Raw genomic sequence first — 18,252 nt, forward strand, 5'->3', positions numbered from 1 at the left:
AACTATGCAAAAAGAGCTGTCCGCGCGGGACAGCTCTTTGATTATGCGATATTGCGGAAACTCACTTCTTGAGGAGTTTCTTGAGTCTCTCAGCAGCTTCCTTGGTGCGTGCCTGATCGCCGAATGCGGTCAGACGGAAGAAGCTGTCGCCGTTCTTGCCGAAGCCTGCACCCGGCGTACCAACGACGTTGGCATTCTCAAGCAGGTAGTCGAAGAAGGTCCAGGAATCCATGCCGTTCGGGCACTTGAGCCACAGGTACGGGCTGCTCTTGCCACCGGTGTACCAGATACCCAGCTCATCAAGGGTCTCAGCCAGAACCTTAGCGTTCTGCTTGTAGTAGCCGAGGGTCTCCTTGATCTGCTTCATGCCTTCCTCGGTGAAGCAGGCAGCAGCGCCCTTCTGTACGATATACGGAACGCCGTTGAACTTGGTGGTCTGACGGCGCAGCCACATCTTGTTCAGCTTGCCGTCCAGCAGAGCGGTCGGAACAACGGTCCAGCCGCAGCGGGTGCCGGTGAAGCCTGCCATCTTGGAGAAGGAGCAGAACTCGATTGCACAGGACTTAGCGCCTTCGATCTCGTAAATGGAGCGCGGCAGAGTCTCATCCTCGATGAAGCACTCGTAAGCTGCGTCATACAGGATAACGGCGTTCTGCTTGTTGGCGTAATCTACCCAAGCCTTCAGACCTGCACGGTCGTAAGCAGCGCCGGTCGGGTTGTTCGGAGAGCAGATATAGATGATGTCGCACTGAACGGACTCGTCCGGCAGCGGCAGGAAGCCGTTTGCCTCATTTGCGTCAGCGAATACGATCTTGCGGCCCGCCATAACGTTGGTATCAACGTAAACCGGGTAAACCGGGTCCGGAACCAGAACAGTGTTGTCGGTACCGAAAATGTCGAGGATGTTGCCGAGGTCGCTCTTTGCGCCGTCCGAGATGAAGATCTCATTGGTGGCGAGCTCTACGCCGTGGGTCTTGTAGTAGCCGACCAGTGCTTCGTGCAGGAAGCCGTAGCCCTGCTCATCGCCGTAGCCGTGGAAGGTCTCCTGCTTGGCCTGATCCTCAACGGCTGCGTGCAGTGCGTCGATAACAGCCGGTACCAGCGGACGGGTTACGTCGCCGATGCCCAGACGGATGATATCAGCCTCCGGATGTGCTTCGGAGTACTCACGCACCTTGCGTGCGATGGTGGAGAACAGATAGCTCTGCTCGAGATTGTCGTAGTTCTTGTTAGTCTGCATTGTTGTTCTGGCTCCTTTTCAGAGATGCCGCGACGAACGCCTTGAACAGGGGATGAGCGCGGTTGGGACGGGACTTGAACTCGGGGTGGAACTGTACGCCGATATAGAACGGATGGTTCGGGATCTCAACGGTCTCCACAAGCTCGCCGGTCGGCGAGGTGCCCGTGATCTGCATGCCCTTATTTTCAATCTCCTCGCGGAAATTGTTGTTGAACTCGTAACGGTGGCGGTGACGCTCGGAAATCATTTCCTCGCCGTACGCCGATGCCATGATAGTATTCGGACGGATCTTGCACGGATAAGCGCCCAGACGCATCGTGCCGCCCTTCTTGGAGATGCCCTGCTGGCTCTCCATCAGGTCGATGACCGGATGGGTGGAATCCGGGTCAAACTCGCTGGAGTTTGCATCCGCGTAGCCGAGCACGTTGCGTGCGTAGCTCATAACCGCGATCTGCATGCCGAGGCAGATGCCGAAGTAGGGGATACCCTGCGTGCGCGCATAGTTTGCCGCACAAATCATGCCTTCCACGCCGCGTGCGCCGAAGCCGCCCGGCAGGATGATGCCGTCAACCTCACCGAGCAGCTTGTCCACGGTGGAGTCGTTGATCTCCTCGGAGTCTACCCAGTCGATATCGACGAAGCAGCCGGTCTCGTAGCCGCCGTGCTGCAGTGCCTCTGCAACCGAAAGGTATGCGTCGTGCAGCTTGACGTACTTGCCGACCAGTGCGATTTTCACATGGTCCTTGCGGGCTGCGATGCGCTCGAGCATTTCCTGCCACTCGGTCATATCGCCCTTGCCTGCGCCGATGGACAGCTCACGGCAGACGATGTCGGACAGATGGCTCTCCTCGAGCATCATCGGTGCCTGATACAGAACCGGCAGGGTGCGGTTTTCGATTACGCAGTCCTCCGGTACGGTGCAGAACATGGAAATCTTGCGCTTGATATCGTCATCCATCGGCTGGTCAACGCGGGCTACGATGATGTCCGGAGAGATGCCCAGACCGCGCAGCTCCTTAACCGAGTGCTGGGTCGGCTTGGACTTCGGCTCATTGGAGCCGGAGATGAACGGAACCAGCGTTACATGGATGAACAGGCAGTTGCGGCGGCCAACCTCAGCAGCAACCTGACGGATCGCCTCGAGGAACGGCTGGGACTCAATATCGCCGGTGGTGCCGCCAATCTCGGTGATAACAACGTCAGCCGAGGTCTTTTTGCCTACCGAGTAGATGAAGGACTTGATCTCGTTGGTGATGTGCGGGATAACCTGCACGGTTTCGCCGAGGTACTCGCCGGCGCGCTCCTTGTTCAGAACATTCCAGTATACCTTGCCGGTGGTCAGGTTGGAGAACTTGTTCAGGTCCTCGTCGATGAAGCGCTCGTAGTGGCCGAGGTCGAGGTCGGTCTCTGCGCCGTCGTCGGTAACGTAAACCTCGCCGTGCTGGAACGGGCTCATCGTGCCCGGGTCTACGTTGATGTAGGGATCGAGCTTCTGCGCTGCAATTTTCAGGCCGCGGCTTTTCAGCAGACGGCCGAGAGATGCGGCAGTAATGCCCTTGCCCAGACCGGAAACTACGCCGCCGGTCACGAAGATGTACTTTGTCATATCTCAATTTCCCCCTTGAATACGGTCGTTGCCGCGCCCGTCATGAACACGGTTTCATCTGTATAGCGAATGGTGAGGTCGCCGCCGCGCAGGTGCACGACGATATCCTCGTTTTTGTTTGCAAAGCCGTTCAGACATGCTGCCACGCCGGTCGCACAGGAGCCGGTGCCGCACGCCCATGTTTCGCCGGAGCCGCGCTCCCAGACGCGCATTTTCAGGCTGCCGTCCGGCAGGACGTTGACAAACTCGGTGTTGACACGCTCCGGAAACAGCGGATGATGCTCAAACTTGGGTCCGATGCGCGTAAGGTCGAGGTCGTCCACATCCTCCTTCTGGAAGATAACGCAGTGCGGGTTGCCCATGGAAACGCAGGTCATGTGGTAGACCTTTTCGTCCACAACGATGGGTGCGCTGATGACGTTCTCGCCGTCCATATTAACGGGAATCTCCCGCGGAGCAAGAATGGCTGCACCCATGTCCACGCGGGCGGACTGCATTTTGCCGTCCTTGACGGTCAGCTCAAGCGTTTTTACGCCGGAAAGCGTGTCGATGGTGATGGTGGTGCGGCCATCGGTCATGCCGTTGTCGTACAGGTACTTGCCCACGCAGCGGATGCCGTTGCCGCACATTTTTCCCTCCGAGCCGTCGGCGTTGAAGATACGCATCTGCGCATCCGCCTTGTCGGAAGGAGAAATAAGGATAATGCCGTCGCCGCCGATACCGAAGTGCGGTTCACTGAGCTTGATCGAAAGCGACTCGGGATCGGGCACAGTCTGGTCGAAGCAATTAAAATAGATATAATTGTTGCCACAGCCGTGCATCTTGGTGAAAGCCAGCTTCACACGGATTCCCTCCTTAGAAAATAACAAAATGGCATATAGGCAGGGAAAGACAGAGCTTCTCTGCTCATACACCATTTAGTATATCATAATCTGTCGGGAATTTCTCTATAAAATCGAAAAAACCGAAAAAATTTTCGCGTGAGATATGAGATGTTTTTAAGCGGTATCGCACAAATCACGGCGTTTTTCCACCGATGATGTCCTCGGCGATGTCTCGCTTGGAGCGGCGCTGGTTCATAGCCTGCTGCTCGATGTAGGAATGCGCCTCCGGCTCGGTCATGCCGCAGCACTCGATGAGCAGACACTTGGCGCGGTCCACCTGACGGATATCCTCAATGCGCTTTTGCAGACGGCGGTTTTCGCTCTGCAGGCCGGTCAGACGGCTGCGTGCGGCGCGCGTCATGCGGAGCGCCTGCATGAACAGCACGCGCGAGAGTGGCTTGGGTACGACGAACACGCCGTCGTCCTCGACCTTTTCGGCAACACTGTCCGCAATCTCGGCCTTAGCGAGCAGGATCACGCCGGAAAGCGTATCATTTGCAGCCTGCTGCGCCATATCATGCCCGAATTCATCGGGCAGCGGCGTGTTAACGAGGATTAGATCAAACGAGCCGTCTACCAGCATGCGCCGAGCCTCCGCACCGGAGGAAGCAGGTGCAAGCTGAGCCTGTACGCCGCAGGACGTTAAAAACTGAGAAAGCATGGTGCGGGATTTTTCGGTTGCAGAAACGAGAAGAATGCGTTCCATGCGGTGTGCTCCTCCTTTCAAACGATATTATGTGGGATTAGTAGCGTTCAAAATAGAGGGAGCGTTCGGCAGCCGTGCGGTCGTCGGCAAGTACGATGCGGTCGTGCTCGGCCTGCTTGGCGGCGAAAAAGGCCGTGCGTGCCTTTTCGGGCAGGTACTTGGTGATAAAGTCGCTGTCCTTGGCGATGCGGATCGCGTCGCACAGGGCGCCGGGCAGTGCTTCGTACCTGGCACGCACTTCATTGGAAGCGGTGAACAGGTTTTCGTCGCAAGCGGGCGGCAGGGGCAGTCCCTGCTCGATACCGTCAAGACCGGCGTGGATGAGCAGGGCAAATACGATGTACGGGTTAATGCAGCCGTCGAATGCACGCAGCTTCATGCGGTTGGCAGAGTGATCACCGGTCAGCGGCACGGTGATGAGCGGACAGCGGTTCTGGTGCGACCATGTGATGTACTTCGGCGCTTCAAACTCACCCAGACGCTGGAACGAGTTGGTGAGCGGATTACAGAAGATGGTCATCTCGGCGGCACGCTGCAGAATGCCCGCCACAAAGCTCTGGCCTTCGGCAGATTCTTCAAACGAGGGCTGGAACAGGTTCTTGCCGTTTTTGTTTATCGAAACAGACAGATGCAGTCCGCTGCCCGGCGCATGCGGGAGCGGCTTGGGCAGGAAGGACGCAAACAGGCCGCTTGAGGACGCCATGGACTTGACGACCCACTTGAAGGTGACGAAATTGTCGGCCGCTTCAAGGGCTTCGGCGTAGCGGAAGTCAACCTCGTTCTGGCCGGGGCCCTGCTCGTGGTGGGAGGACTCCGGCTGGATGTTCATCTCCTCGAGCGTCAGGCAGATCTGGCGGCGCACGTTTTCCGCCTTGTCGAGCGGCGCTACATCAAAATACTCGCCGTGATCGTGCGGAATGGTGGTTGGATGGCCGTTTTCATCCAGCTCGAACAGGTAAAACTCGCTTGCCGTGCCGATGGTGAGCGAATAGCCTGCGCGGCGTGCACGGCGGTTAGCCTCGCGCAGCAAATGACGGCCGTCGCCCTCGAACGGCGTGCCGTCCGGATAGCGGATGTCGCAGTAAAAGCGCACCACGCGGCCCTGAGCCGGACGCCACGGCAGAACGGAAAGCGTTGCCGGATCGGGGAACAGCAGCAGGTCGGAGGCATCCACGTTGAGGAAGCCGCGCAGTGCGGCGGCGTTGAAGTGAATGCCCTGCTCGAAGGCGCGTTCCAGCTCGGTCGGCATGATGGCGATATTCTTCTGGTTGCCGAAAATATCGCAAAACGCAAGACGAATGAACTTTACGTCGTTCTCCTGAATAAATTGTACGACTTCGCTCATGGTGGTGTCCATAGGGCAAGCCTCCTTTTCATAATGTATCTTGAGGAATAAATTTTTTGCTAAAGAATGCGGAATGGGTGCCAAACCTTGGCTGGGGCACCAAAAGGATAGACACCAAGGTTTCTATCCTCTTGGGACTCCAGTTTCCTTTATTTCATAGTCTGGCGAAAATCAGAGAGCGGCGACCGCTCCGAAAAGGGGAACGGCAGAGGATTTTTTCTACCGCAGGGGAGCACAGTGTACTCCCCTGTCGAAACCCATACACAGTGTCAGATACCGTTCTGCTACACATACGGTTAAATCAACGCAGGTGCGACAGAACAGTGTCGCACAATTCGTTTGCGTGTTGTTACGGACGGCACCTGCGAGTTACACCTATCAGGTAACTCCCATCTCCTCATTTCCAACTCCTGCCTTGCAGGAGTTTTTCACTCTGAGAGCAAAATCAAGCCTCAAAGGTATAAAGCTGCTTATATCCTGCCTCCGGGTTCGGCGTGAGGACGAAATACTTCTGCGAAAGCAGATTCTCCGCGTCTGCACCGAACAGCAGCGCGTATTCCTTAATATACGGTGCAAATTCGGTCATATCGTCCTCGGAGACCTCGCTCACGAGGACCTGACGCGGCAGATCGGTCGGTGCTTTATCACATCTTAACACAATTTTGCCGCCGTGCATACCGGTCCCGCAGAAATTGTTGACCGGATACGCGCCGTTCTGGCCGATGCCGAGCACAAGAATGAGACCGCCGGCGAGATACTCGCCGAGGAACGAACCCGCCTTGCCGCCGACTACCATAACAGGGAAGTGCTGCTGGTAGGCCTTCATGTGGATGCCGGCGCGGTAGCCGCAGTCGCCCTTGATATAGATCTTGCCGCCGCGCATCGCGTAGCCGCAGGCGTCGCCGACGTTGCCGTGCACAACGATCTCACCGGCGTTCATGGTGTCGCCGACGGCCTCCTGCGCGTTGCCGAAGACCTCGATGGTGGAGCCGTTCAGATACTGGCCGAGACCGTTGCCTGCCGTGCCGTGCACGGTAATCTTGCGGTCGGTGGAGCCGCAGCCGATGTAGCGCTGGCCAATCACGTTTTCAACCGTAATCTCGCTGTCCTGCGCTGCGCGGATCTGCTCGTTTACTTGTTTATAATAGGTAAGTCCTGCCTGTACAGTTGTCATTTTTGCGCACCTCCTGTGCTTATTCGCCTGCGTGCTTGATGCCGAGGATGTTCAGCTCACGGTCGGTCAGGCCGATGCCGCGCAGCATAAGACGGTTGCCGCGCAGTGCCTCGATGGAGTTGATGCCCATGCCGCCCATCATTTCCTTGAGCTCGTGATCCCATGCAGTGAGCAGGTTGATGAGACGCTGGGAGCCGATATCCGGATTCAGGCGCTTGACCAGCTCCGGACGCTGGGTTGCAATGCCCCAGTTGCACTTGCCGGTCTGGCAGGTGCGGCACAGGTGGCAGCCCATTGCCAGCAGAGCCGCGGTGCCGATGTAGCATGCGTCCGCGCCGAGCGCGATGGCCTTGAGCAGATCGGCGGAGTTGCGGATGGAGCCGCCGACAACGACCGAAACCTCATCACGGATGCCCTCATCGCGCAGACGCTGATCGACAGCGGCGAGCGCCAGCTCGATCGGGATGCCGACGTTGTCGCGGATGCGGGTCGGAGCCGCGCCGGTGCCGCCGCGGTAGCCGTCAATGCAGATGATGTCTGCACCCGAGCGGGCCACGCCGGAAGCGACTGCTGCTACATTATTTACGGCTGCAATCTTGACCATAACCGGCTTCTTATATTCGGTAGCCTCCTTCAGCGAGTAAACCAGCTGACGCAGGTCCTCGATGGAGTAGATATCATGATGCGGCGCCGGAGAGATCGCGTCCGTGCCCTCCGGGATCATACGGGTCTTGGAGATATCCGGGCCGACCTTGAGTCCGGGCAGATGGCCGCCGATACCCGGCTTTGCGCCCTGCCCCATCTTGATCTCGATGGCAGCACCGGCTTCGAGATAATCCTTATGTACGCCGAAACGGCCGGATGCAACCTGCACGATGGTGTGCGGGCCGTACTGGTAGAAGTCCTGATGCAGACCGCCCTCACCGGTATTATAGTAGGTGCCGAGTGCGCTTGCAGCGCGTGCGAGTGCGGCATGTGCGTTGTAGGAGATCGAGCCGTAGCTCATTGCGGAGAACATGATCGGCAGGTTGAGCTCCAGCTGCGGCGCCAGATTGGGAACCAGATTGCCGTTCTCGTCACGCTCGATCTTACCCGGCTTTTTGCCGAGGAAGGTCTTGGTCTCCATCGGCTCGCGCAGCGGGTCGATGGACGGATTGGTAACCTGCGAAGCGTTGATGAGGATTTTATCCCAGTAGATGGGGTGCGGGTCCGGGTTGCCCATCGAGGACAGCAGCACGCCGCCCGAGCCTGCCTGACGGTAAACCTCGGAGATGGCCTTGCCGGTCCAGTTGGCGTTCTCGCGGAACGTGTGGTCGGTCTTTACGATTTTAAGGGCACGGGTCGGGCACAGCGCCACGCAGCGGTGGCAGGCTACGCACTTGGACTCGTCCGCCTGCATGCGGTTGTTGTCGGCGTCCCAAAAGTGTACTTCGTTCGCGCACTGACGCTCGCAGGCGCGGCAGTTGATGCAGCGGTCGTTGTTGCGGACGACCTCATACTGCGGATATAAGAAATCGATAGCCATTACTGGTTCCCTCCGTTCTTCAGATTAACGATGACCGGCTCGCCGCCCTTGGGCGCCCACAGCTTATCCAGCTCAGGCTGGATGACGCGGATCGCGCATTCCTCGGAGGCGATGTATACGGTGTCGTCCTTTTCGCCGACAACCATGCTGCGCAGCTTGAGTCGGTCGTTGAGCGCCATCAGGCCGCCGGTGTAGCCGACCAGAATGGAGAACGGACCGGTAACCATCAGGGAAGCGAAGGCATTGCGCAGATAGGTGAGACGCTCGCGCTCCTTCGGCTCCTGCTTTTCAATGGTGGACCAGAACGGAGCCGCAATGACATTTGCAATCTCGCTGTACGTCAGGCCCAGCTTGCGGCCGAGGTAATCAATAATGTAGGTGATGACCTCGGTGTCGGTCAGCAGGTCGCAGGAGTAGCCGAACATCTCAATGAAGCGGCGGTTTGCATCATAAGAGGAAATCTCGCCGTTGTGAACGACCGTGGTGTCGAGCAGTGCAAACGGGTGCGCGCCGCCCCACCAGCCCGGTGTGTTGGTTGGATAACGGCCGTGGCAGGTCCAGGAGTAGGCCTCGTAGTTTTCCAGCATGTAGTACTCGCCGACGTCCTCGGGAAAGCCGTTTGCCTTGAAAACGCCCATGTTCTTGCCGGAGGAGAAGATGTAAGCGCCGTTCAGCGTGTGATTGATGCGGATGACAAAGCGGGAGGTGAACTCGCGCTCCTCGAGCTGGCTGGCTGCCAGCTTGGTCGGCAGGGGCGTAACGAAGTAGCGCCAGATCATCGGGGCATCCGTAATGCGCGGATGACGTCGGGTCGGGATCTTGGACAGGTTTACAATGTCAAAGTGACGCTCGATCTCGCGCTCGCACTCTTCCTTAGCTGCCTGTGTATCATAGAATACATGGAACGCATAGTAATCGGCGTATTCAGGGTAGATGCCGTAGCCGGCGAAGCCGCCGCCCAGGCCGTTGGAACGATCATGCATGGTGCGGATAGAGTCGATAATGCGGGTGCCGTTCTCACGGGTGCCGTCCTTGTGGAAGATACCGGAGATCGCGCAGCCTGCGGGGATGCGGACTTGCCCTTCTTTTTGTAACATGGTGCTTCCTCCTTATATGTTGCGCTGAAATTACGGATTCAGAGAAGCAGGCTTCGGCGGGTGCTTTCAGATAGAAGGCGATATGTACCGGCTGCTTAACAAAATAAAAAGGTGCTCGCCGCAGCAGAGGATCAAAAGCCTTAAATCCTCAGCTATGGCGAACACCTTTGTTCGCTTCATATTTTATAGCAGGGAACCGGGAATCGTCAAGCGCAAAGAACATAAAAAAGTGAATTTTCACATTTTGCACAGGAAGTGACAGTGCGGACAAGCGAAAATTAAGTATGTTGTAGCAAATCTTCCGGAAATGAAAAAAACACCATAATCTCCCTTGACAAAGCAAGGCAGGACAGCTATAATGCAAAGTGTAAACAGCAAAGGCGCTGTGGGCACACGACCCGCAGCGCCTGTTTTGTTTTATTCAGTTTGTTTGCTATTAAAATTAACATATGTAAGGAGCGAACCATTCATGAGCATTACGAATGTTCCCGAGCTGTTCGGCAGCATGGTGTTTAACGACACTGTGATGAAAGAACGTCTTCCCAAGGACGTTTACAAGAAGCTGAAGAAGACCATGCGCGAGGGCACCGCGATCGACGCTGATGTTGCTGCTGTTGTTGCAACGGCAATGAAGGACTGGGCGATCAGCAAGGGTGCAACCCATTACACGCACTGGTTCCAGCCGATGACCGGCATCACCGCCGAGAAGCACGACTCGTTCATCACGCCGACCGACGACGGTCATGTGATGATGGAGTTCTCCGGCAAGGAGCTGATCAAGGGCGAACCGGACGCATCGTCCTTCCCGTCCGGCGGTCTGCGCGCAACCTTCGAGGCACGCGGCTACACCGCATGGGACCCGACCAGCTACGCATTTGTAAAGGATGGTTCCCTTTACATTCCGACCGCATTCTGCTCCTACACCGGTCAGATCCTCGATAAGAAGACGCCGCTGCTGCGCTCGATGGACGCCATCAGCACACAGGCGTGCCGCATCCTCAAGCTGTTCGGCAAGGATGTTAAGCGTGTAACCACCACCGTAGGCCCTGAGCAGGAGTACTTCCTGATCGACCGCAAGGATTACACGAAGCGCAAGGACCTGATCTTCACCGGCCGCACTCTGTTCGGCGCAATGCCGCCGAAGGGTCAGGAAATGGACGATCACTACTTTGGTGCACTCCGTCCGCGTGTAGCTGCCTTCATGAAGGATCTTGACGAGGAACTGTGGAAGCTGGGTATCCTCTCCAAGACCAAGCATAACGAGGTTGCACCGTGCCAGCACGAGATGGCGCCGATCTTCTCCACCACCAACATCGCTACTGACCACAATCAGCTGACCATGGAGGTTATGCGTACGGTGGCACAGAAGCACGGCTTCACCTGCCTGCTGCATGAGAAGCCGTTTGAAGGCGTAAACGGCTCCGGCAAGCATAACAACTGGTCGATTTCCACCGATGCAGGCGAGAACCTGCTCGAGCCGGGCAAGAACCCGAGCGAAAACAGCCAGTTCATCCTGTTTCTGACCGCCGTTATCAAGGCGGTTGACGAATATCAGGATCTGCTCCGCATTTCCGTCGCTTCTGCAGGCAATGACCACCGTCTGGGCGCGAACGAAGCGCCTCCGGCGATCATCTCCATGTTCATCGGCGACGAGCTGCAGGCTATTCTGGATTCCATCGAGTCCGGCGAGGACTACACCGACGTTTACAAGACCAAGATGGATCTGGGCGCTGCGGTTCTGCCGGCGATTCCGAAGGACACCACCGACCGCAACCGTACCTCTCCGTTCGCCTTCACCGGCAACAAGTTCGAGTTCCGTTCGCTGGGCTCTGCGGTCAACATCGCGTGCGCAAACGTTATGCTGAACACCGCAGTCGCTGAGGAGCTCCGCCAGTTCGCTGACGAGCTGGAGGGCGCCGAGGACTTCGAGAAGGCGCTGATGGCACTCGTAAAGCGCGAGATCAAGGCGCACAAGCGCATCATCTTCAACGGCAACGGCTACGATGATTCCTGGGTAGCAGAAGCGGAGAAGCGCGGTCTGCTCAACTTCAAGAGCGCAGCGGACGCATTCCCGCATTACGTTGACCAGAAGAACCTCGACCTGTTCGCAAAGCACAACGTTTACACCGCCGAGGAGATCCATTCCCGTATGGAGACCCAGCTTGAGGAGTACAACAAGATCCTGCACATCGAGGCTATGACCATGAGCGATATGGTACGCGAGGAGATCACTCCGGCGTGCATCGCATTTGAAAACGAGCTGGCAGGCACCGTCAATGCCAAGAAGGCAGCAGGCGTTACCGGCGGCATGGAGGCCGGTCTGCTGGGCAAGGTTTCCGAGCTGACCGAGGAGTTGTACACCAAGAGCGCAGCACTCGACGAGGCTGTTGCAGCCGTTCCGACCGATGATAGCCAGAAGGCAGCACATTACTACCACGATGTTGTCATCTCCGCAATGGATGCGGTTCGCGTACCGGCTGATAAGCTGGAGGGTCTGGTAGGCAAGAAGTTCTGGCCGTTCCCGACCTACTCCGACATTCTGTTCTACGTTTAATAGAGCAGACATCAATTACATTCGTTAGAAAATATATTTCTATACACAATGGCGTGTATTTCCGCTGTTCCTTCGGGGATGGTGGAGATATACGCCATTTCTATTTCCAAGGGGGTCATTAAAAATGGATATCATGGAACTTGCTGCGTCGATGGACGTAGGCTGGACGCTTGTTGCGGCGGCGCTGGTATTCTTCATGCAGGCCGGCTTCGCAATGGTTGAGACCGGCTTCACCAGAGCAAAGAATGCCGGCAACATCATTATGAAGAACCTGATGGACTTCTCGCTCGGCACGCCGATCTTCTGGATCCTCGGCTTCGGCATCATGTTCGGCGCGGCAAGCCCGTTCTTCGGCGGCTTTGATTTCTTCGCTGACGGCGTTGTCGGTGAGGGCTACGACTGGACGACCCTGATCTTCCAGACCGTATTCTGTGCAACTGCTGCGACCATCGTTTCCGGTTCGATGGCAGAGCGCACCAAATTCTCTGCATACTGCATTTACTCGATGATTATTTCTGCGGTTATCTATCCGGTTTCCGGTCACTGGATCTGGGGCGGCGGCTGGCTCGCAGAACTTGGCTTCCACGACTTTGCAGGCTCCACGGCGGTACACATGGTCGGCGGCGTTGCCGCTCTGGTCGGCGCTGCAATCCTCGGTCCCCGTATCGGCAAGTACACTAAGGATGGCAAGGCTCGTGCAATTCCGGGTCACTCCCTGACGCTCGGCGCACTCGGCTGCTTTATCCTGTGGTTCTGCTGGTTCGGCTTTAACGGCGGCTCTACCGTTGCACTGTCGGGCGGCGGTGCTGAGGTTGCATCCCGTGTATTTGTAACCACCAACATGGCGGCTGCTGTTGCAACCGTTACCGTTATGTGCATCACCTGGATCCGCTACAAGAAGCCTGATGTTTCTATGACGCTGAACGGCTCTCTGGCAGGTCTGGTAGCTATCACCGCAGGCTGCGATGTGGTTACTCCGTTTGGTTCGGTTATCATCGGTATCTGCGCAGGCTTTGCCGTGGTATTCGGTATCGAATTTGTCGATCAGAAGCTCAAGGTCGATGATCCGGTCGGCGCTGTCGGCGTGCACTGCATCAACGGTGCACTGGGCACGATTCTTACCGGTCTGTTCGCTTACTATAATGGCACCGAGGTTGAGCCCCTCGGCGTATTCTACGGCGGCGGCTTCCACTTCTTCGGCATTCAGGTTCTCGGTGTTGTTGCAGTCATCGCATGGGTTGCAATCACCATGACCATCGTATTCAATGTTATCAAGCACACCATCGGCCTGCGCGTAAGCGAGGCTGAGGAGATCATGGGTCTGGATAAGCCGGAGCACGGCCTGTCCTCCGCATACGCAGACTTTATGCCGGTCGTTCCTGCTGTTCTGGGCACCAAGGCTGGCGAAACCGCTGCGAAGATCAAGGACACCATTCCGGTTGCAGTCGAGAAGGCTGTTCCGGTCACCAAGGTGACGACCGAGGGCGCTTCGCACGAGCATAAGCTCAGCAAGATCGTTATCATTGCAAAGCAGTCCAAGTTTGAGGTTCTGAAGGAAGCACTGGCATCCATCGGCGTATCCGGTATGACCGTGACCAACGTAGTCGGCTGCGGCGTGCAGAAGGGCGCTCCCGAGTATTACCGCGGCGCTGAGGTTGACGTAACCCTGCTGCCCAAGATGAAAATGGAGGTTGTTGTATCCAAGGTTCCGGTTGAAACCGTTGTTGAAACGGTCAAGAAGGTTCTGTATACCGGTCATATCGGTGACGGCAAGATCTTCGTTTACGATGTGGAGAACGTCGTAAAGGTTCGTACCGGCGCAGAAGGCTTTGATGCTCTGCAGGACGATAACTAAATCGCATAAAGGAAAACGCTGAGCGGTGGCTCAGCGTTTTCTTTTTGCGGAATGAAACCGTTGTGTTCATTCTACGTTTTCCATTACTCACGGCTTGAAATTCGGAAAATACTTTTTGACGAACGGAATATCCTTTACCATGAAGGTTTTGCCATTCAGATATTGCAGCGCACCGGCATCCTGTGCGAAGCGGAACGTGAGGGAATAGGCATACAGAGCCTGTCCGGTTTCGCCGTAGGGACGGTTGAGTTCGTTTGTGCCGTACTTGCCGTCGCCGAGCAGCGGACAGCCGATGGAGGCCATATGGGCGCGGATCTGGTGCGTGCGGCCGGTCAGCAGCTCGCACTCAACGAGCGACAGTTTCCCATGGGAGGCCAGTGTGCGGTAGCGCGTGCGTGCAGTCTTTGCACCGGGAACGCGGGTTTTGTGCAGCGTGACCTGCTTGCGCTTTTCATCACGACGGAGATAGTTCTCGATCAGCCCCTCGGGCGGCTTGGGTCTGCCGTGCACGATGCACAGATACCGCTTTTCCATCTCGCGGTCCTTGATCTTATCATTTAATATGCGCAGCGCTTCAGCGGTCTTTGCCGCGATGACAATGCCGCCGGTGTTGCGGTCGATGCGGTTGCAGAGGGCTGGTGCAAATGACGCGGCATCATCCGGATTCCACGCACCGGACTGAAACAGGTACGCCTGAATGTGCGCGATGAGCGTATCTGTGTCGCCGTGCTCGTCTGCGTGAACGACCATGCCCGGCGCCTTATCCGCCAACAGGATGTGCTCGTCCTCATACACAACGCGCACGCGCGGCTTGGCAATACGGCGGAAGGCTTCTTCCTCCTTGGGCGCGTCAAAGTATTCGTCGTTGAGGTAAAGCTGTACGGAATCGCCCTCAGCGAGCTTGTAGGCAGCTTCAGTGCGCTTGTTATTGACCTTAATGCGCTTTAACCGCAGGTATTTGTGCATCATGCCGCCGGATAAAAGCGGCACGGCTTTTTCTAAAAATTTATTCAGACGTTGTCCACTGTCGTTTTTTGTGATATAATATTCTCTCAAGGCAGGGTATCCTTTTCCGTTAATTTGCCCGTTTGGGTGAAACCAGTATACCGCATTTTCCGAAAAAAGAAAAGTGCGGGCGGACAGTTCGGAAAAATACCGTGTTTTGTAGATTTTTTGGTTGACAAAGACCGATTGTTTGTAGTATACTATCTTAGTACCATGTGAGGTTGACATGAAGATTGACTTAAAAAAGCTGAACGCGTCTGCACATGCGTCGATTCCGTTCGATGAAACGATCGACCTGACGGACGAAAAGCTCTATGGCGCGAAGCCGTTTCAAAGCCCTGTCCACATCAAAGGCGTGGTTTCCAATGAAAGCGGTGTTGTGAGACTGGCGGGTTCGATCGAAACGATCTACTCCACCGAATGCGCACGCTGCCTGAAACCGCTCGAGATTCCGCTTTCAGCCGAGGCTGACATGATGCTCTCGGATGACCCCGAGGCGGAGGAAGAGGACGATCTTTTTGTGCTGACCAGCGACAGCGTGGATCCTGCGGACGTATTGGTGCCGGCATTGATCCTGCAGGTACAGATGACCTATCTGTGCAAAGAGGACTGCAAAGGCCTCTGTCCGCACTGCGGCGCCGACCGCAATGTGACCGACTGCGATTGCGATAAAAAGCAGATCGATCCGCGATTTGCCGCGCTGCGCGCCCTGCTCGATTCCGACAAGGGCGAATGAGTTCGTATTGAAAAATAAGACGATAGAGTAGGAGGTGTATCCAACATGGCAGTACCTAAGGGTAAAATTTCTAAGGCACGCCGCGACAAGCGTCGTAACTCCCACTGGAAGCTCTCTCTGCCCGGCATGGCTAAGTGCCCGAAGTGCGGCGAGATGAAGCTGGCGCACAGAATGTGCAAGGCCTGCGGCTATTACAACGGTCGTGAGGTTAAGTCCGTTAAGGAAGCGTAAGCCTTAAAACAGAACAGGAAAAATGGAGAAGGCCGGATAGCTTTCTCCATTTTTTTTCAGGTTTCGATGAAAAGGCTCGCCTTTGCATCGAGAGGGACGTACCGAGCACGGCTTGGATATGTTCCGGGCGCAAATCAGCGCGTCCTTGCGGGCATACTGATTTGCTTTCTTGTATCAAAAGCCACATACATGCTGCGGCTTTTTGTGAATTTTCTGCGGAAATTCTATTGAATGCGCGCTGACGCGCGGTTTTAACGAATTTCTTGCTTGCAATTTGTTTGCAAATGTCTTAAACTGACCTTAAAGGAGGGGAATTTATGGCAAAGCCTATTGTTGCGATCGTCGGTCGTCCGAATGTCGGCAAGTCGCAGCTGTTCAACCGCTTGGCGGGCAAGCGGCTTTCCATCGTTGAGGATACGCCGGGCGTTACCCGCGACCGTCTGTACGCTGACAGCGACTGGCGCGGTCGCGATTTCACTGTCATCGACACCGGCGGCATTGAGCCGTCGAACGATAACGAGATTCTGCAGTTCATGCGCTTTCAGGCAGAGACCGCGATCTCGCATGCGGATGTCATTATCCTGATCACCGATCTGCGCACCGGCATTACTGCCGCCGATCAGGACGTTGCGTCCATGCTGCTGCGCTCGGGCAAGCCGCTCGTGCTGGCTGTCAACAAGTGCGACAAGCCGGGTGATCCTCCAGCGGAGTTTTATGAGTTCTACAACCTCGGTTTGGGCGAGCCGTACGGTATTTCTGCGCTGCACGGCTACGGTGTCGGTGAGCTGCTGGATGCGGCTTACGAATACTTCCCGCCGGCAGACGAGGAAGAGGAGGACGCGGACCGCATTCGTGTGGCCCTCATCGGCAAGCCGAACGTCGGCAAGTCCAGCCTGCTCAACCGCGTGCTCGGCGAGGAACGTGTTATCGTTTCCAATATTGCCGGTACGACCCGCGACAGCGTAGACGCCGATGTGGACAACGCCCACGGCAAGTTTACGTTCATCGACACCGCCGGTATCCGTAAGAAGAGCAAGGTGGACGAGAAGATCGAGAAATTCTCGGTTATGCGTTCGTTGCTGGCGGTAGAGCGCGCCGATGTATGCGTTATCATGATTGACGCGACCGAAGGTGTTACCGAGCAGGACACCAAGGTGGCCGGAGAGGCGCACAACGCCGGTAAGGCGTGCATCATCGTGGTAAACAAGTGGGATCTGGTTGAAAAGGACGGCTCCACCATGAAGGAGTACACGCTGCGTGTCCGTGAGGGTCTGGCATACATGCCGTATGCACCGGTGCTGTTCATTTCCGCGCAGACCGGTCAGCGCGTGGACAAGCTGTTCTCGCTCATCCATGAGGTATATGAGCAGAACCATATGCGCATTCCGACCGGCCGACTCAACGCCATTCTCGCGGAGGCAACCGCACGCGTGCAGCCGCCTACGGACAAGGGCCGCCGTCTGCGTATCTTCTACATGACGCAGGCCTCTACCTGCCCGCCGACATTCGTCTGCTTCTGCAATGACGCGCGTCTGTTCCATTTCTCCTATCAGCGTTATCTGGAAAACCAGATCCGTGAGGTGTTCGGTCTGACCGGTACGCCGGTACGCATGGTCATCCGCGAGCGCAGCGACAAGTCGCAGTAAGGAGAGGGCAACATGACACTTACGCATTTTGCGATCATTGCCGTGTGCGCGTATCTGTTCGGCTCGCTCAGCTTTGCGATCATTGTCAGCAAGGTGACGCTCGGCAAGGATATCCGCAACTACGGCAGCGGCAACGCCGGTCTGACGAACGCGTACCGCACGATGGGTGCGAAAAAGACGCTGTTCGTTCTGCTCGGCGACATTGCCAAAGGTGCGGCAGCGGTTTCGGTCGGTTGGGCGCTCGGCGGTCCGGTCGGCAAGCTGACAGCGGGTATTTTTGTTATCCTCGGCCACATGTTTCCGCTGTATTTCGGCTTTAAGGGCGGTAAAGGCGTACTGGTCGGCGCGGTTATGCTCGCGTTTTTTGACTGGCGCGTGTTCGCCATTGCATTCGCACTGTTCATTCTGTCGGTCGTGCTGACAAAGTGGATCTCGCTCGGTTCGATCCTCGGCGCGGTCAGCTTTCCGATCACGACATGGCTGTTCTATCGCGATCCGGTGCTGACGGCGATGGCGTTCGGCATGGCGGCGGCAGTCGTTTTCATGCATCGCTCGAATATCGGACGCATCCTGCACGGCACGGAAAATAAATTCTCTTTTAAGAGTAAAAAGACGATCGAAGCATCGCCTGACGGAGAGGAGAAGTAA

The 18,252-nt window shown here is 56.5% G+C and carries 15 protein-coding genes; 6 read left to right on the forward strand and 9 right to left on the reverse strand.

The annotated features are described in order from the left end of the window. Positions 1-61: 61 nt before the first annotated feature. The 8 genes from DW724_RS09465 to DW724_RS09500 form a co-directional block, all read right to left on the reverse strand. Entirely contained in the window at positions 62-1,240 is a 1,179-nt protein-coding gene (locus DW724_RS09465; RefSeq protein WP_118761289.1) for an LL-diaminopimelate aminotransferase, read from the reverse strand. Further along, a complete protein-coding gene (locus DW724_RS09470; RefSeq protein WP_117489902.1) occupies positions 1,230-2,846 on the reverse strand; it encodes a CTP synthase in 1,617 nt (538 codons plus the stop codon). The genes DW724_RS09465 and DW724_RS09470 overlap by 11 nt, the downstream gene beginning before the upstream one ends. After that, positions 2,843-3,688, reverse strand: coding sequence for a diaminopimelate epimerase (gene dapF, locus DW724_RS09475; protein ID WP_243105724.1), 846 nt, complete (start codon positions 3,686-3,688; stop codon positions 2,843-2,845). The genes DW724_RS09470 and dapF overlap by 4 nt, the downstream gene beginning before the upstream one ends. A gap of 175 nt (positions 3,689-3,863) precedes the next feature. Beyond that, complete coding sequence (locus DW724_RS09480; RefSeq protein ID WP_118761291.1) at positions 3,864-4,436, reverse strand: ANTAR domain-containing response regulator; 573 nt, start codon at positions 4,434-4,436, stop codon at positions 3,864-3,866. 37 nt (positions 4,437-4,473) lie between these two features. After that, the gene (locus tag DW724_RS09485) at positions 4,474-5,793 is read right to left on the reverse strand and encodes a glutamine synthetase family protein (protein WP_118761292.1); all 1,320 of its coding nucleotides are present in this window, start codon (positions 5,791-5,793) and stop codon (positions 4,474-4,476) included. Between the two features lie 433 nt (positions 5,794-6,226). Then, complete coding sequence (locus tag DW724_RS09490; protein WP_118761293.1) at positions 6,227-6,955, reverse strand: glutamate synthase; 729 nt, start codon at positions 6,953-6,955, stop codon at positions 6,227-6,229. A 19-nt stretch (positions 6,956-6,974) separates the two neighbouring features. After that, the gene (locus DW724_RS09495) at positions 6,975-8,480 is read right to left on the reverse strand and encodes a glutamate synthase-related protein (RefSeq protein WP_110436144.1); all 1,506 of its coding nucleotides are present in this window, start codon (positions 8,478-8,480) and stop codon (positions 6,975-6,977) included. Then, complete coding sequence (locus tag DW724_RS09500; RefSeq protein WP_110436145.1) at positions 8,480-9,577, reverse strand: class II glutamine amidotransferase; 1,098 nt, start codon at positions 9,575-9,577, stop codon at positions 8,480-8,482. The genes DW724_RS09495 and DW724_RS09500 overlap by 1 nt, the downstream gene beginning before the upstream one ends. Before the next feature lie 475 nt (positions 9,578-10,052). Here DW724_RS09500 and DW724_RS09505 point away from each other — a divergent pair, with 475 nt between their 5' ends. Then, positions 10,053-12,131 (forward strand): glutamine synthetase III family protein, encoded by a 2,079-nt coding sequence (locus tag DW724_RS09505; RefSeq protein ID WP_118761391.1) that lies wholly within the window; start codon positions 10,053-10,055, stop codon positions 12,129-12,131. 133 nt (positions 12,132-12,264) lie between these two features. Next, positions 12,265-13,986, forward strand: a complete 1,722-nt coding sequence (locus DW724_RS16030; protein ID WP_118761392.1) for an ammonium transporter — start codon at positions 12,265-12,267, stop codon at positions 13,984-13,986. A gap of 87 nt (positions 13,987-14,073) precedes the next feature. Here the strand turns inward: DW724_RS16030 and DW724_RS09515 are convergent, their stop codons facing one another. Continuing rightward, positions 14,074-15,042 carry an RluA family pseudouridine synthase gene (locus tag DW724_RS09515; protein WP_118761294.1) on the reverse strand — a complete coding sequence of 323 codons (969 nt, stop codon included), beginning with the start codon at positions 15,040-15,042 and terminating at the stop codon, positions 14,074-14,076. A gap of 175 nt (positions 15,043-15,217) precedes the next feature. On the opposite strand from DW724_RS09515, the gene DW724_RS09520 reads away from it, so the two are divergent. From DW724_RS09520 to plsY, 4 genes are all read left to right on the forward strand, one after another. Next, a complete protein-coding gene (locus DW724_RS09520; protein WP_117751772.1) occupies positions 15,218-15,727 on the forward strand; it encodes a YceD family protein in 510 nt (169 codons plus the stop codon). 45 nt (positions 15,728-15,772) lie between these two features. Then, positions 15,773-15,958 (forward strand): 50S ribosomal protein L32, encoded by a 186-nt coding sequence (gene rpmF / locus DW724_RS09525; RefSeq protein ID WP_110436149.1) that lies wholly within the window; start codon positions 15,773-15,775, stop codon positions 15,956-15,958. A 317-nt stretch (positions 15,959-16,275) separates the two neighbouring features. Beyond that, positions 16,276-17,604 (forward strand): ribosome biogenesis GTPase Der, encoded by a 1,329-nt coding sequence (gene der, locus DW724_RS09530; RefSeq protein WP_118284961.1) that lies wholly within the window; start codon positions 16,276-16,278, stop codon positions 17,602-17,604. Between the two features lie 12 nt (positions 17,605-17,616). Continuing rightward, positions 17,617-18,252 (forward strand): glycerol-3-phosphate 1-O-acyltransferase PlsY, encoded by a 636-nt coding sequence (plsY, locus tag DW724_RS09535; RefSeq protein ID WP_118360704.1) that lies wholly within the window; start codon positions 17,617-17,619, stop codon positions 18,250-18,252.

Origin of the sequence: Butyricicoccus sp. AM27-36 (genome assembly GCF_003480945.1) — a bacterium.
GTDB classification, from domain to species: Bacteria; Bacillota; Clostridia; order Oscillospirales; family Butyricicoccaceae; genus Agathobaculum; species Agathobaculum butyriciproducens.